Genomic DNA, 15,150 nt, shown 5'->3' with positions numbered 1-15,150 from the left:
CGCTGAGTGGCGGCGGTGCGCGGGTCGTTCTACAGGTCATGTGCTATAGCAAATAGCTTACAACTCACAGAAAGCGACCCACCAGATGGAGATCAGGATCCTGGCGCCCACCGGCGTCCTCGGCGCGGGCTTCCGCGTCGAGTCGCTGGAACGGGGCGTCGCCCTGCGCCCGCACGTCATCGCCTGCGACGCGGGCTCCACCGACAGCGGCCCCTACTACCTGGGCAGCGGGCAGCCGAAACTCTCCCGCCAAGCCGTCGGTCGCGACCTGCGGCTGCTGCTGAAGGCCCGCGACACCCTCGGCGTCCCGCTGGTCATCGGCTCCTGCGGCACCAGCGGACGCGACATCGGCGTCGACCAGGTCGCCGAGCTCGCCCGCGAGATCGCGCGGCAGGAGGGCCTGTCCTTCAAGCTCGCCCTCATCTACGCCGACCAGGACCCCGACTACCTCACCGAGCGCTACGACCAGGGCCGCATCCGCCCGCTGCACCCGGCGCCGCCGATCGACCTGGAGACCCTGACGGACAGTCAGGTGGTCGGCATGATGGGCGTCGAGCCGATCCAGCGGGCGCTGAGCGAGGGCGCCGACGTGGTCCTCGCCGGGCGGGCCAGCGACACCGCCCTGTACGCGGCGCTGCCCCACGCGATGGGCGCCGACCCGGGGCTGACCTGGCACGCGGCCAAGACCGTCGAGTGCGGCGCCGCGTGTGCCATCCCGCCCAGCGCAGACGGCCTCTTCGTCCACCTGCGCGAGGACCACTTCGACGTCGAACCGCTGGACCCGGGCGCCCGGCTGACCCCGCACTCGGTAGCCGCCCACACCCTGTACGAGAACGCCAACCCCTACCTGATCACCGAGCCCTCCGGCGTGCTGGACACCACCGACGCGACCTACACCGCCCTGGACGAGCGCCGGGTGCGGGTGGCCGGCGCCGTCTACCGTCCCAGCGACACCTACACGGTCAAGCTGGAGGGCTCCCGGCTGGTCGGTTACCAGAGCATCGCCGTCGGCGGCATCCGCGACCGGGTCGTCATCGAGCAGTTGCCGAGCCTGTTGCCCAAGGCCCAGGAGTACTTCCGGGCGAAGATCCGCGACGTCTTCGCCGGCCGCGTCAACCCCGACGACATCGACATCGACTACCGCCTCTACGGCCGCGACGCCGTGCTGGGCGGGCGCGACCCGGACCGCGAACAGCCCGCCCACGAACTGGGCGTGCTGATCACCGTCACCGCCCCCACCCAGGCCACCGCCAGTGCGATCGCGACCTTCGTGACCCACACCAGCTCGCACCTGCCGATCCCGCAGTACGAGGGCCTGGCCAGCACCATCGCCTTCCCCTTCTCGCCCCCGGAGACCGACCGCGGCCCGGTGTACCAGTTCACGCTCAACCACGTCGCGCTCCCCGGCACGCCCCATGAGATGTTCCGCACCGTCCACGAAGAGGTGACCCCGTGACCCGGCTGCTCGACCTGTGCTCGCTGATCCGCTCCAAGAACGCCGGCCCGTTCGTCCTCACCTTCGACTTCATGTGCCACGACCAGGACGGCTACGACCGGCTGCGCACCTCCGGGGTGCTCACCCCGCAGCTCTTCGCCGACCTGTACGGCGCCGACCCGCGGGATGTCCTGGTCGTCCACCACGACCGCGCCCAGGCGGTGAAGGTCTCGCTGCCCCGGCCGGTCCGCCAGGGCGACATCCACGACTCCGACAGCTACGGCGGCCAGCAGTACGCCCCGCTGGTCGACCTGGAGATCCCCGCACCGCCCCGCTGAGCCACGCGAATCCGGGGTGACCGGCCCGGGTGCGCGGGCCGGCCGCCTCCGTCTGCTGCTGCGACAGTCCCACCGACCGGCACATTGTCGCTGGTTGTAGTGTTGCCGAATATCCTCCGTGTCCGATCGGCGGGTGTCGTAGGTTGATTCCTGGTCGGCATCGACTCGACATCGCGTCATCGCGCGGGTGTTCGGGCTGGTGTAGCGTAGCGTCAGGGGGATCTGCATGTTCGGTAGTCGGGTTCGGTATAGCTCGGGCCAACCTTTCGGGGTGCGCGGGGGCCGGCTGCGTGATGCTCAACTTCGCTCTCACAGCCGCCGTTTGATGCGGCGTCTCGCGCCGTCGCTGCCATTGAGCGTTACCACTCTGTGCGACTCGATCGGCGAGCTGCGCGGTACACCGATCAAACTGCTGGAATGGGATCTTCCGGCCGACGGGCCTTTCGGTGTGCTGATTTCGCGCCACGACGAGGATGTGATCGCCTATCAGGCGAAAACCACCAAGGCGCACCAGGCGCACATCATCCTGCATGAGGTCGGACACATCGTCGCCTACGACTCGCGGGCGAGCGGCCGGCGACGCAGATGCAGTTCCGGACGTGCTACTCCGACCGGGACGAGCGGGACGCCGAGATCATCGCTTCCACGATCATGCAGTACGCCATATCGATGAGCCGTCGCACGCGGCGCTACGGTCTCGACGAGCCGTGGCGGCCCTCGGTCTACAACAGCCTCGTTCTCACAGACGGGCTGACGTGAGCGTGCTCAACCTGGTCGCGATCGTCACGCTCCTCGGTGGCGCCGCGTGGACGCTGCCTGCCCTGATCCAGCGGCGTTTCCGGGACCCGATGCGGCTGCACCTGTGCCTGTCCCTGTTCCTGATGGGCGTGGGGAACGTGCTGTACCAGCCGCCCGTCCTGCGGTTCGTCGACGATTGCACCTTCGCCGGGTTCACCAAAGTCACCTACAACATGGCGGTGTTGACCGGGCTCTGCCTCATGGTCGGCTTCCTGCGCGAGAGTCCACTGAACCGCTGGAGGTTTCCGTGGCCCTGGGAGATCGGTGCCCTCCTGGTCTGCCTGGTGGGAATGATCCTCGCAACGGTGCTTCTGCCGTCGCCTCGGCGCAACCACGTCCTGACGTCCGCCTTCCTGGTGGACTGGCGCGTGCGGGCGTTCTACAACCTCGGCAACTTCTACCTGCTCTTCGGGTACGCCGCCTGCGCCGTTCTCGCCGGGGGCCACGCGCGGCGCGGGCGTTCACTGCGCAGGCTGTCGTTGGCCACCATCTCGGTCGGGCTGACCGGGTTGGCCCTGTCCTGCTTCTTCCGTTTCCTCTGGGTCAACGTGCCCGTGCTCCGGGAGCCCGGACGGCTGATCACGTACGAGGACGACTTCGTCTTCGGCCAGATCGCCACCATCGTGGTGTGTGCCGGGCTGACTCTGCCGTTCCTGGTGAGCGTGGTGCAGATCGCGCAGGAGAGGCTGGACTGCCGCGCCCAGTTCCACGGTCTGGAGGAGTTGTGGAACCGGCTGGTGGAGTTCCATCCCGAGCTGGTCCTCGACCACCGCAGCCGACGCCGACGGCTGGTGCCCGCGAACGCCCAAGCCGTCTACCGCCGTTACGTGGAGTGCCGGGACGGCCTGACCCGGCTCGGCCCCTACCTGCGGCTCGCTGCGGAGGACGGGTCGGATCCCGCGCGGCATGACGACCCGCGAACGTCCGCCCAGCTCATCGATCGCGCGTTGCGCATCATCGCAGACCGCGGTGAGGGGGGTGACGCGCTGCCGATGACGCCGACCTTCGTCCTCGCCCCGGAGGGGCGTTACCGCATCGACGGCTACGACTACGAGAACGATCTCGTCGCCCTCATCCGGCTCTCCGATGAACTGCGGGCGCTGCGCACCGGTTCCGTGCCGGTACGCCGACCGCCCGCGGGCAGTCCCGCCCCCTCGGCCTCGGCCCGGTAGGGCCCTTACGCGTCGTCGTCCTCGCCGGCGGCGGATTCCTTCGACGCGTCCAACACGTCCATGATCGACAGCAGTTGCTCGCGCAGACCGGGAGTGAGCCGGCCCGCCCGCATCGCGATCGAGCGCACCTGACGGTCGGACAGTGCCGCCGCCCACTCGTCCTTCTCCTCGACGGCCGGGGCCGGAGCCTTCTCGTTGACCAGCGCGCTCACCGACACCGGCAGGGTCATGTCCCGGCCCTGGAAGTACTTCACGATCGCCGAGAGCACGTTCACCGTCGGGTTGGTCTGCGACCCGTTGCGCAGCGCCGTCAGGTAGCTCCTGGAGATCGTCACGTCATGGCTCGGGTCCTCCGAGATGGCCTGCGCGACCTCGGACGTCGACGGCTCGCGATGGCGGCCGACGGCGTCTGCGGTCGCGGCATCGGCGAACCAGGAGTTCAGGCGTTCCGCCAGCGTTGCCATGCGACCCACCTCCCTGGGCTTCGGTGACTCGGGCTCTGGTGACTTGGGGCTCGGTGACCGGGGGTTCCGGTGTACGAGCGCACAGGACCTCCGACTCGACGCACGTGCACTCTGCCCGCGCGGCCGTACGAAATGTCACTGCTGCGCTCAAAGTTTAACACAGATGTCATCTACAGAGCAGTGCTGCTAATATACTGGACAACGAGCTGATAAAAGGGTCTTATGTCTAGTGTTTCGGCGCTCGAACTGGAGGGGACATGCGCAGCGGTACTGCTTTCACTCAGGGCCTTCGCCAGGCTGTCGACAACGGGCCGGTCTGGACGGTCGAGGCCGTTCGTCAGGTGCGCTACCACGTCGTCAGCTCCGACGGCCTGTTCATCCCCGGCAACACGGCCCTGCTGACCGGCTGCCCGGACGTGCCGTTGGGCCCGGGGGACCGGCGGCTCGTCGTCATCGACGAGAACGTCGACGCGCTCTACGGCGCCTCGGTGCGTGCGTACTTCGCCCATCACGCGGTCGACGCCGAGGTCGTGGCGCTGCGTGCCGACGAGACGGTGAAGCAGTGGGACGCCGTCTCCCGTGTCGTCGACGCGATGAACGGCTTCGGGATCGACCGCCGCCGCGAGCCGGTGATCGCCATCGGAGGCGGCGTGTTGACCGACATCGTCGGCTTCGCGGCGAGCCTCTACCGGCGTGGCACGCCGTACATCCGGATCCCCACCACACTGATCGGCCTGGTCGACGCCGGAGTCGGGGTCAAGACCGGCGTCAACTACGAGCTCGGCAAGAACCGGCTGGGGACGTACGCGCCGGCCACGGCCACGTTCCTGGACCGCTCGTTCCTGCGCAGCCTGGACCTGCGGCACATCAGCAACGGTCTGGCCGAGATCCTGAAGATGGCCCTCATCCGGTCCGAGGACCTGTTCACCCTGCTGGAGTCGCGCGGTGCGGCCGTGCGCGCCGACCGGTTCCAGGGGACGACCCGGGAGCTCGCCTCGGCCGCGGACACGATCATCGCCGAGTCCATTCACCTCATGCTCGAGGAACTGCAGCCCAATCTGTGGGAGTCCTCGCTGGAGCGGTGCGTGGACTACGGTCACACCTTCAGCCCGACCATCGAGATGCACGCGCTGCCCGAGTTGCTGCACGGTGAGGCCGTGGTGATCGACATGGCCCTCACGACGGCCCTGGCGACCCTGCGCGGCGACGTCAGCCAGGCCCAGGCCGACCGGGTCTACGCCGTGATCCGGGCTCTCGGGCTGCCGTTGTGGAACGACGTGCTGGACGACCCGCTGCTGCTGGAGAACGCCCTGCGGGAGACGGTGCGCCACCGTGACGGCCAGCAGCGGCTGCCGCTGCCGGTCGGCATCGGGCGCCACCACTTCGTCAACGACGTCACGCCGACGGAACTGCGTGACGCGGCCCGGCTGCTGCGCACGCAGGCCCAGGAGTCGCCGTTCGCCGCCTCGGTCGGGGCGTTGGTGTCCGCGCCGGTGGGCGCATGAGCGGCGCGGACCGCCGGGGCGCCACGGCGGTCGTGGTCGGCGGATCGACCGGAATCGGGCGGGGCGTCGCCGATGCCTGGGCCTCGTCGGGCATCGAGACCCACGTGTTCAGCCGCAGCAGGCCGACCGGCCCCGGCGGCGAGCACCTGGTGTGGCATCAGCTCGACCTGCGCGACGCCGAGGCGGCCAAGGAGGCGCTGCGCCGCGGCATTCCGTCCCGGGTCGACCTGGTCTGCTACTCGGCGGTCTACTTCACCGCCCGGCGTGAGCCGTTCACGCGGACGACCGAGAGCGACTGGCTCGATCAGTTCGCCGTCAACGTGCACGGCCTGTCCTGGACGCTGCGGGCGGCGCTGCCGGCCCTGCGCGCGGCCACCCCCGGGATGTTCCTGCACATCTCGTCCGAGGTGGTCTACAACGCCGGCCCCCACCGGTCGGGGTATGCCGCCACCAAGGCCGCGGCCAGTTCGCTGATCGGGTCCGTCTCCCAGGAGATCGACCCCGCCGAGGTCACCTTCGTCCAGGCGCTGCCCGCGGGCATGGTCGATTCCCCGGGGATCCGCGCCCGCCGGTCGGCGGACTTCGACTACAGCGGCTACATGGCGCCGGCCGCCTTCGCACCGCTGGCCGTCGAACTCGCCCGCACCCGCGGTGTGCCGTACGCCGGCCGGGCACTGGTCGTGCACGAGGACACCAGCTGGGCGTCGGTCGACGACGCGCTGCCGGTGTCCCAGTCACGCTCCCTGGCCAACTCCCACCAGTAGGAAGCGAAGCGATGCGCACCCGCCCATCGCCGGCTCTCCCGCCGCCGACGTCCCAGGAGGACCTCTTGCCACAACTACACGGGGCAGCGCTGCTGTTCGACATGGACGGCACCCTGGTGGACTCGACCGCGCTCGTCGAGTCCACCTGGGCCGGCTTCAGCGATCAGCACGGACTCGACCTCGAGCAGGTGCTGGCCTTCGCCCACGGCCGCCCCACCGCGAAGACCGTGGGCCACTTCATCCCCGATCCGCGGCTGGCCGCCTCGGAGACCCGCAGGCTGGTCGCGTGCGAGGAGTCGCAGACCGCCGGCATCACGCAGGTCCCCGGCGCCCGCGAACTCCTCGCGGCGCTGCCGCAGGGCTCCTGGGCCGTCGTCACCTCGGCCGGCCGGAAGCTGGCCACGGTCAGGCTCGCCGCGGCGGGGCTCCCCGTGCCCGAGGTGCTGGTGAGCGCGGACGACGTGACCCACGGCAAGCCGCACCCCGAGGGTTACCTGCTGGCCGCTGCCGTGCTGGGCGCCGAGCCGGCCGCCACGATCGTCTTCGAGGACTCCGAGGCGGGTGTCCGGGCGGGACTGGCCAGCGGCGGGCGCACCGTGGTCATCGGCACCCTCGCCACCCGTGACGGGGTGTGCGAACGGTACGCCGACTTCCGCGGCTTCCAGGTCACGGCCGACCCCGCGCGCCCCGGCGTGGTGTTGACCCTTCCCGAGCCGGTCGCCGTCGGTCCGACGGCCCGGCTGTGACGAGCCCTGCCGTGACGGCCGGGGCCGGATCCTCGGCACCGACGGCCCTCGCGGCGGACATCGGCGGCACCTGGGTGCGCCTGCGGGTCGGGGGAGCGCAGGCGCCGGTCGAGAAGCTGCGCTCGCCCAGCCGGCTCAACCACCCCGACCGGTCGGTCGCGGCCCTGCGCGAGGAGATGGTCGAGCTGCTGTGCCGGGCCGCGCCGCCCGGCGCCCGAACCGCGATCTCCTTCGGCGCGGCCATCGACCACCTCACCGGCACCGTCTACGGATCGGCGCCGCTGTGGGGATCCGAGGCCGCCCCCTACGACCTGGCAGCGGCGTTGCGGCGCCGCCGTCCCGACGTCAGCTGGCTGCTGGTCAACGACGTCACCGCGGCTCTGGTGGACTTCGCCGCCACGCACGCCAGGCCCGCTGTCCGGCGGATCGGCTACCTGACCATCAGCAGCGGCATCGCGATGCGCGTCGCCGACCTGGACCGGAACCTGATCCCGGTCGACGGATGGGGGCTGCAGGGCGAGATCGGCCACCTCCCGGCCATGACGAGCGGGTCCGAGCCCCGGATCGCGGGGCTGCCCTGCGCCTGCGGAGCGCGGGACCACCTCGCCTCGATCGCCTCCGGACCCGGCATCGCGAGCGTGGCCGAGCGGCTGGGCATCGCCGAGGCTCCCGCCGTCGTGCGGTGGCTGCCCGGCGCACTCGACGCGCACCACCCCGCGGCGCGGCGGCTGCTCGAACTCTGCGTCGAACCGGTCGCGAACATGCTCCGCACCCTGTGGTGCCTGGACCCCCACCTCGATCTGCTCGGTCTCGGCGGGGGCGTCGTCGAGGGCCTCGGCAGTCACTACGCCGAGGAACTGCGCCGCCAACTCGGGGCGGCCACCTCCTATGCCGACCGGGGGCGCGGCCAGGACTGGCTCGACGAGCGGCTGGTGTTCTGCGGACCAGGTCGGCTCGACGCGCTGCGCGGGGCGGAACGCCTCGGCCGATGGCTGCCGGGGATCGTCGCGTGAGCGCCGTGAGCGCCGTGAGCGCCGTGGGCGCCGTGACGCACCGGGCGCTGGTGCGCCGGCCACCGGACGCCCGTGGGCGCACCTTCGTCGAGGTCGCCGAGCTGCCGACGCCGCGGCTCGGTCCGGGTGATGCCCTGCTGGCACCGGCGGTCGTCGGCATCTGCGGCACCGACTGGCAGATCCTGCGTGGGCTGCGCGACGACCCGAGTCCGGTCCTGGGGCACGAAGGAGTAGCCCGCGTCGTCGAGCCCGGTGACACCGGCCTGCCCGTGGGTTCCATGGTCACCGTGAACCCCACCCACCCCGGCGACCCCTCGTTCCTGCTCGGCCACAACCTGCCGGGCCTGTGGGCGGAGCGGACCCGGATTCCCGCCACGGCCGTCCGCGCCGGGCTGGTCATCCCGGTGCCGGCCGGCGCGGACCGGGCGCGGGTGGCCGCGCTGGCCGAGCCCCTCGCTTCGGTCCTGTACGGCCTGCGGATCGCCGCGCACACCCTGCGTCCCGCCGCCCTGGTCGTGTGGGGGGACGGCATCGTGGGACGGCTGGCCCGCGAGGCGTGGCAGCGCGAGTTCCCCGCACTGCGCACCCTCCTGGTGGGACACGGGGCCGATGCGGTCGACCCGCACGACCCGGGCCTGCCGGAGCTGTTGGCCGACCTGCCCGCACCGGCCGCCGTCGTGATCGCCACCCCACGGACCGGGACCCGGGAGGCGCTGTCCGTGGTGGACCGTCAGCTGCCCGGCACGGTGCTGGTCGACGTGCACGCCGGCCTGCCGTCGGGCGCCGTCCCGCTGGCGGGCCGCGAACTCGACGTCGCGGCCCTGCGCGCGGCCAACTGCGGGGGCGGTCCCTGGCCGCCCAGCGTGCACGCCTTCGACCGTCCGACCGGTCCCCTGCTGCTCTGCGGCCATCGCGGAGTGGCGCGGGAACACCTGCTGGAGGCGATCGACCTGCTGCGGGAACGGCGGGACGAACCCTTCGGCCACCACGTGCTCACACACGAGGTGGACCTGGCGGGCGCGGCCGAGCTGGTCAACTCGGTGCTCGCCGGGACCGGTCGGGTCCTCGAGGGGCGCCGGGTGCTGAAGGCCGCGATCCGGCTGGGGGAGCGGCCATGACCGCGGAACCGGCCGTGGCGGTCGCCGCCCCGCAGTGGCGGATCAGCACCGATCGCCGCGCGGCGGCCCGGCTCGCCCTGGCGGCCGGGGCCGACCTGCTGCAACTTGACTTCGGCGGCGCTCATCGCGGCCCCCTGCTGAGCGGTCGAAGCGAGCTGCGCTCCGCCGAGGCGATCACCAAGGACATCCCGATCCCCGTTCTCGCGGTCAACCACGTGAACGACATCGGCCTCGCGCACCCGTGGGGTTCGGCGAATCCGGCGGCGCTGATCCTCCTGGAGCGGGCCCTGGAATGCGCGCAGCGCCTGGGGGCACAGGTGCTCCACGTCCCCGGTTTCCGACGGAGCCTGCCGACGACCCAGGGCCTGCGGGAGGGGACCGTCGATGCCCTGCGCATCGTGGGCGAATGGGTCGCGGCGGCGCGGCTGACCCTCGCCTACGAGTCGCCGCTCGGCCCCCGCGACTCCCTCGCCCTGGCCCGGGCGGTGGACCGCCCCGCGCTGCGGCTCGTGCTGGACGCCGGCAACCTCCTGGACGCCGGTGAAGACCCCCTGGAGTTCGCCGGGACGGTCGGTGCCGCCGGGCTGCTCCTGCCGGACCTGCACGTCAAGGACCCCACCCGCGCCGCCGGTGACGACGAGGACGACGGGGCGGCGCCGTGCCCCTTCCACGACGACCTGCCGGACCTGTTGCGGTGCTCGGGCGCCCGCTCGGTGCTCGTGGAGAACGACTACCGGCACACGATCGCCCGGCTGCGCACCGACATCACGCTCTGCCGCAACGCGGCCGAACTCAGCCACCACGAGGACGAACGATGAAATCCATCCAACTCACCGCCGTGCGCGCGGTGTCGATCACCGAGGTCGACGCGCCCGAACCGGGCCCCGAGGAGGTGCTGGTCCGGGTGGGCCTGCTCGGTCTGTGCGGCACCGATCTCGGCTTCTTCGACGGCAGCAGCAACTACCTGCGCGAGGGCCTGAAAAGCTATCCGTTCGTCATCGGTCACGAGTGGATCGGCACCGTGGTCGGGGTGGGCCCCGGCGCGGACCCGGCGCTCGTCGGGCAGCGGGTCTCTGGGCACAACTTCCGTCCCTGCGGCCGCTGTTCGCACTGCCGCGCCGGGCGGATCAGGTACTGCCCCGAGCGCAGCGAGATCGGAGTCCTCGGCCCCCACCCCGGAGCCGGTTCGCAGTGGCTCACGGCACCGGTGGACACCCTGGTCCGGATCCCGGACGGCCTCTCCGATGCCGCGGGAGCCCTGCTCGAGCCGACCGCCGCGGCGGTCCACGCGGTGGACCGGCTCGCCGTGACCGGTCAGGACCGGGTCGCGGTGCTCGGCGCGGGCACGCTGGGGCTCGCGGCGGCCCAGGTCGCCGCAGCCCTCGGGGCCGACCCGGTCGTCTTCGACCCGCAGCCCGCCGCCCGCGAACTGGCGCACCGGCTCGGCCTGCGTGCCCTGGCCGCCCCCGCCGCGTCGGACGAGGGGTGCTACGACGCCGTGATCGAGGCGTCCGGCAGCACGGCCGCGGTCCGCTCCGCCGTCCGCCTGGTCGCGGCGGGCGGCCGGATAGCCCAGCTCGGGACACCGCACCACGCCACCGACGGCTTCGACGCGGCGACCCTGGTGATCCGTGACGTGACGCTCCACGGCGTGCTGTCCGGCATCGGCTACTGGGACCGGCTCGTCGGGCTCGTCCAGTCGGGCGCGGTCGACCTGGACAGTCTCGTCGACCGTGTCTTCCAACTCGACGAACTGGACGCCGCCTTCGCCCGCCTGGCGGCCGGCAACCGCACTCGCCCCAAGATCCTGGTCCAGTTGGGGCCCGTCCTGGATCCGGGCGCCCCGGGGGCGCCAGCCCGCGCGGCGCTGCGACCCACGGGGGCTGAGGGCCCGTGAGCGGCACGACCGCGCCGGCGGCGGCGCCGGCCAGGATCGACGCGCCGGCCGCCGCGCGCCTGGCCGCGCTCGCCGGCGCCACCTTCGTCTACGTCACCTTCGAGGTCTTCCCGGTCGGGCTCATCCACGACATCGCCCGCAGCCTCGAAGTGACGGACGGTCAGGTCGGGCTGCTGATCAGCGGGTACGCCGTGGTCGCGGCGCTCGTCACGGTCCCGAGCGTGGCGCTCGCCTCGCGCGTCTCGCGCGGCACGGCGCTGGTGGCCTCCCTGCTGGTCCTGGTGGTGGCCGAGCTGCTCGCCTCGGCCGCGACCGGGTTCACGATGATGGTGGTCAGCCGGGCCGCCGCGGCGCTGACCCACGGGGTGCTGTGGTCGCTGGTCGCCCCGGCGGCCGCCACCCTGGTGCCGCGTGAGCGGGTGGGGACCGCGACCGCCGCGGTCTTCGCCGGGGCCTCGCTCGCGGCGATCGTGGGCAGTCCGGGTACGGCACTGATCGGTGAACTCATCGGCTGGCGGGCCACCGTCCTGGCGCTGGCGGCCGCGACCGTGGCGGTCACCCTCGCTCTCGCCTGCGCGCTCGGGCCGCTGCGGCCGGCCGGCGGCGCAGCCGAGCGGGACGACCGGGCGGTGGACGAGGCGGCGCGGGCGTCGGACGGCGGGCCCGGGGCGGTGCACTGGCCCGCGGTGCTGACCCTGTGCGGTGTGGCGGTGCTGCTGGTCACCGCGCACTTCCTGAGCTACACCTACTTCGCCGTCATCGTCACCGAGGTCACCGGGACCTCGCGTTCGACGGTGCTGCTGCTGACGGTCTTCGGCCTGGCCGGGGCCGCCGCGACCTACCTCGTCGGCCGGTACAACGACACCAGACCGCAGCAGGCCGCCACCGTCACCATGGCGGTGTTCGTGGCGGGTGTCGCCCTCCTGGCCCTCGCGTTCGCGCCCGCTCCGACGGCGGTTCGCTATGCCGGGGCCGCCGTCGCCGCGGTTCTCTGGGGCGGTGCGTTCGCCGCGGCGGGGCCCGTCTTCCAGACGGGGGTGATGCGCCTGGCGGCCCAGGACGCTGATCGGGCGTCAGCGATCTACGTCACCGGATTCCAGGTCGGGATCGCCGGCGGATCCGCGCTCGGCGCCGTCCTGCTGGGCCGCTCGGCCGCTTGGCTGCCGCTCGCCTCGACCGTGTTGGCGGCCGCGGTGCTGCTCGCCGTCGTCGTCCGTCGGCCCGTTCCTGCCGTCAGTGCGCGTCCGTGATGGACAACCTGCTTGTATAGTAGCCAATGAGCTTCTATAGTCATCGTATGGCAGGCGGTGGGGGCCGGGGCGGCAGGTGCCTTCGAGTAGCACGCCGACCGCTCCCGAAGCGGCTCTGGGCCGCCCCGCCGGGCGCCCGAGCCGTCCAACCTCGTCCGATTCCTACGAGAGGCAATCCATGCGGTTCCGTATGGCCGTACTGATCCTGGCCATCTTCTGCGTCGGTACCGCCGAACTGGCGCCGAGCGGGATGCTGGGAGACCTGTCCCGGGACCTGTCGGTGACCGTCCCCACCGCGGGCCTCCTGGTCACCGTCTACGCGCTGACCGTGGTGGTCGGCGGGCCGATCGTCACCGCGCTGTCCCCCCGGGTCCGCCGCAAGTACCTGCTGGTGGCGCTGCTGCTGGTCTCCGTCGCCGGTAACCTCGTCTCCAGCTTGGCGCCCAACTTCGGTGTCCTGATCGTCGGTCGGATGCTGACCGCCGTCATCCACGGCACCTTCCTCGCCGTCTGCGTCGTCACCGCGGGTGGCATGGCGGCCAAGGGGCGGGAGGGGTCCGCGGTCGCGGCCACCCAGCTGGGCATCAATCTGGCGACCGTGCTCGGCGTCCCGCTGGGCACGCTGGTGGCGCATCAGTTCAACTGGCGGGCCACCTTCGGCGGCGTCGCCGCACTCGCCGCGGTCGCCGCCGTCCTGATCCTGCTGGTGATCCCGGACGACGGTGGGACCGCCGGTTCGTCCGCCGCGCACGAACTGCGGGTGTTCAAGAAGTGGCAGGTGCTCGGCACGGTCCTGGCGACCGTGCTGTGCTCGGCCGGCATGTTCACGCTGATCACCTACATGGTGCCGCTGCTCACGGACGTCGGGAAGTTCCCGAGCGCCTGGGTCCCGGCCGTGCTCGTCGCCTACGGCCTGGGCTCCATCGTGGGCAACGCCATCGGCGGCCGGATCGCCAACAGGTCCGCCGACGTCGCCGTCCTGACCATGTCCTGGACGCTCGCCGCGGTCTGCCTCCTGTACTGGCTCGCCGCCCCGTCGGCCGTCGGCGCGGCCGCGTTCCTGTTCCTGTTCTCCATCGCCACCTTCGCCCTGATCCCCGGGCTGCAGACCAAGGTCCTCGCCGCGGCGGCGGACGCGCCGACCCTGTCCCTGACCGCGAACATGTCAGCCTTCGGCCTCGGCGCCGCACTCGGCTCCTGGGCCGGTGGCCAGGTGATCGCCCAGGGGTTCGGCACCCGCGCGGTGACGCTCGGCGCGGCGCTCTTCACCGCCCTGGGCGCCGTGCTGATCGCCCAGACCGTGTACGCCGGGCGACACCGCCGATCGACCGTCAACTCCGCCGCGCACAGCGGTCCTTCGGACGGCCGACCGGCCGATGACGCCACCCGTGCCGAGTCCGGGACCACCGCCGCCCCGGCCTCCTGAACCCTGCCGCCCCGACCCAGAGAGCCGGCCGTATGCCTGTCAACTCCGCGCTGTCGACCAGACCCCAGCTCCCCTCGTTGACGGGGGTGCGGTTCATCGCCGCTGCACTGGTCTTCTTCTTCCACGCCTCACTGATCTTCATCTCGATGAACCCGTTCGCCGACCAGGGCGTCGCCGACGGATTCCACTGGTTGTTCAGCAAGGCCGGCTGGATGGGCGTCTCGTTCTTCTTCGTGCTGAGCGGATTCGTCCTGACCTGGTCGGCGAAGCCGCACGACACGGTCACCGGGTTCTGGCGCCGCCGACTGCTGAAGATCTTCCCCAACCACATCGCCACCTGGGCGATGGCGATGGTCCTCTTCGCCGGTACGGCGATCCCGCTGAAGGTCTGGCTGCCGAACCTCTTCCTGCTCCATTCGTGGTTCCCGGACCCGGCCGTCTACCTGAGCCTCAACGCCCCCGCCTGGTCGCTCTGCAGCGAGTTGCTCTTCTACCTGCTCTTCCCGTTCCTGATCCGTCCGATCCTGCGGATCAAGGAGAGTGCCCTGTGGGTCTGGGCGGGGGCGATGGTCGCCGGCATGCTGGCCGTGCAGCTGGTCACCGACTTCCTCGCGCCGAGCAGCCCGCCGGCTCCCGGCACCGATGTGACGGTCTGGCAGTTCTGGTTCGGGTACAACTTCCCGCCGGTGCGGATGTTCGAGTTCGTGCTCGGCATGATCCTGGCCCGGCTGGTGCTGGCGGGCAGGTTCCCCCGGGTCCGGATCCTGCCGGCGGCGCTGCTGTGCGTGGTCGGCTACGCGGTGGCCATGGTGGTGCCGTTCCTGTACGGGCTCAATCTGGCGACCATCGTTCCCATCGCGCTGCTGATCTGCGCGGTGGCCAGGGCCGATGTCGACGGCCGGCCGACTGTGCTGCGCGGACGCACGATGCAGTGGCTCGGGACGGTCTCCTTCGGCTTCTACCTGGCCCAGCAGATCGTGCTCTCCTTCGTCCGCACCACGCTGACGCACCATCACCTGTATGCGACTCCCATCGGCATCGCCATGGTGGCGGTGGAGTTCTTCGGGGCCCTCGCCGTCGGCTGGCTGCTTCTGGTGTGCGTCGAGAGCCCGGTGATGCGCCGTTGGGCCCGCTCGCGCACCTCGTCCAAGGACACCCCCGCCGCATCCCCGTCGGACCGGCAGCTCACTCCCGCCTCGTGAACCTCCGCCTCGTGAACCTCCG

At 71.7% G+C, this 15,150-nt stretch carries 15 protein-coding genes; 14 read left to right on the top strand and 1 reads right to left on the bottom strand.

The window, feature by feature from the left end; all coding sequences use genetic code 11:
- The first annotated feature begins 85 nt into the window (after positions 1-85).
- The 4 genes from P3T41_RS26440 (at position 86) to P3T41_RS26425 (ending at position 3,743) form a co-directional block, all read left to right on the top strand.
- Positions 86-1,456, top strand: a complete 1,371-nt coding sequence (locus P3T41_RS26440; protein ID WP_280693006.1) for an acyclic terpene utilization AtuA family protein — start codon at positions 86-88, stop codon at positions 1,454-1,456.
- On the top strand, positions 1,453-1,773 hold the full coding sequence (locus tag P3T41_RS26435; RefSeq protein ID WP_280693005.1) for a DUF4387 domain-containing protein: 321 nt from the start codon (positions 1,453-1,455) through the stop codon (positions 1,771-1,773). Before P3T41_RS26440 ends, P3T41_RS26435 begins: the two co-directional genes overlap by 4 nt.
- Before the next feature lie 325 nt (positions 1,774-2,098).
- A complete protein-coding gene (locus P3T41_RS26430) occupies positions 2,099-2,446 on the top strand; it encodes a hypothetical protein (RefSeq protein ID WP_280693004.1) in 348 nt (115 codons plus the stop codon).
- 82 nt (positions 2,447-2,528) lie between these two features.
- Positions 2,529-3,743, top strand: a complete 1,215-nt coding sequence (locus tag P3T41_RS26425; RefSeq protein WP_280693003.1) for an MAB_1171c family putative transporter — start codon at positions 2,529-2,531, stop codon at positions 3,741-3,743.
- Positions 3,744-3,748: 5 nt separating this feature from the next.
- On the opposite strand, the gene P3T41_RS26420 is transcribed toward P3T41_RS26425, so the two are convergent.
- Positions 3,749-4,207 carry a hypothetical protein gene (locus tag P3T41_RS26420; RefSeq protein ID WP_280693002.1) on the bottom strand — a complete coding sequence of 153 codons (459 nt, stop codon included), beginning with the start codon at positions 4,205-4,207 and terminating at the stop codon, positions 3,749-3,751.
- Between the two features lie 257 nt (positions 4,208-4,464).
- Here P3T41_RS26420 and P3T41_RS26415 point away from each other — a divergent pair, with 257 nt between their 5' ends.
- The 10 genes from P3T41_RS26415 (at position 4,465) to P3T41_RS26370 (ending at position 15,128) form a co-directional block, all read left to right on the top strand.
- The gene (locus P3T41_RS26415) at positions 4,465-5,712 is read left to right on the top strand and encodes a sedoheptulose 7-phosphate cyclase (RefSeq protein ID WP_280693001.1); all 1,248 of its coding nucleotides are present in this window, start codon (positions 4,465-4,467) and stop codon (positions 5,710-5,712) included.
- Positions 5,709-6,476, top strand: coding sequence for an SDR family oxidoreductase (locus P3T41_RS26410; RefSeq protein ID WP_280693000.1), 768 nt, complete (start codon positions 5,709-5,711; stop codon positions 6,474-6,476). The genes P3T41_RS26415 and P3T41_RS26410 overlap by 4 nt, the downstream gene beginning before the upstream one ends.
- Positions 6,477-6,541: 65 nt before the next feature.
- Complete coding sequence (locus P3T41_RS26405; RefSeq protein ID WP_280692999.1) at positions 6,542-7,222, top strand: HAD-IA family hydrolase; 681 nt, start codon at positions 6,542-6,544, stop codon at positions 7,220-7,222.
- Complete coding sequence (locus P3T41_RS26400) at positions 7,219-8,235, top strand: ROK family protein (protein WP_280692998.1); 1,017 nt, start codon at positions 7,219-7,221, stop codon at positions 8,233-8,235. Before P3T41_RS26405 ends, P3T41_RS26400 begins: the two co-directional genes overlap by 4 nt.
- Positions 8,232-9,353 carry an alcohol dehydrogenase catalytic domain-containing protein gene (locus tag P3T41_RS26395; RefSeq protein WP_280692997.1) on the top strand — a complete coding sequence of 374 codons (1,122 nt, stop codon included), beginning with the start codon at positions 8,232-8,234 and terminating at the stop codon, positions 9,351-9,353. Before P3T41_RS26400 ends, P3T41_RS26395 begins: the two co-directional genes overlap by 4 nt.
- Positions 9,350-10,171 carry a TIM barrel protein gene (locus P3T41_RS26390; RefSeq protein ID WP_280692996.1) on the top strand — a complete coding sequence of 274 codons (822 nt, stop codon included), beginning with the start codon at positions 9,350-9,352 and terminating at the stop codon, positions 10,169-10,171. The genes P3T41_RS26395 and P3T41_RS26390 overlap by 4 nt, the downstream gene beginning before the upstream one ends.
- Positions 10,168-11,250 carry an alcohol dehydrogenase catalytic domain-containing protein gene (locus P3T41_RS26385; protein WP_280692995.1) on the top strand — a complete coding sequence of 361 codons (1,083 nt, stop codon included), beginning with the start codon at positions 10,168-10,170 and terminating at the stop codon, positions 11,248-11,250. Before P3T41_RS26390 ends, P3T41_RS26385 begins: the two co-directional genes overlap by 4 nt.
- Complete coding sequence (locus P3T41_RS26380; RefSeq protein ID WP_280692994.1) at positions 11,247-12,500, top strand: MFS transporter; 1,254 nt, start codon at positions 11,247-11,249, stop codon at positions 12,498-12,500. The genes P3T41_RS26385 and P3T41_RS26380 overlap by 4 nt, the downstream gene beginning before the upstream one ends.
- Positions 12,501-12,690: 190 nt before the next feature.
- Positions 12,691-13,926 (top strand): MFS transporter, encoded by a 1,236-nt coding sequence (locus tag P3T41_RS26375; RefSeq protein WP_280692992.1) that lies wholly within the window; start codon positions 12,691-12,693, stop codon positions 13,924-13,926.
- A gap of 32 nt (positions 13,927-13,958) precedes the next feature.
- Positions 13,959-15,128: an acyltransferase gene (locus tag P3T41_RS26370; RefSeq protein WP_280692990.1), complete on the top strand. Its 1,170-nt coding sequence runs from the start codon at positions 13,959-13,961 to the stop codon at positions 15,126-15,128.
- The last annotated feature ends 22 nt before the right edge of the window (positions 15,129-15,150 follow it).

The organism is Kitasatospora sp. GAS204B (assembly GCF_029892155.1).
Lineage (GTDB): Bacteria > Actinomycetota > Actinomycetes > Streptomycetales > Streptomycetaceae > Kitasatospora.
Note: the sequence above shows the minus strand (reverse complement) of the source record. Positions and strands in the feature narration are given on the sequence as shown.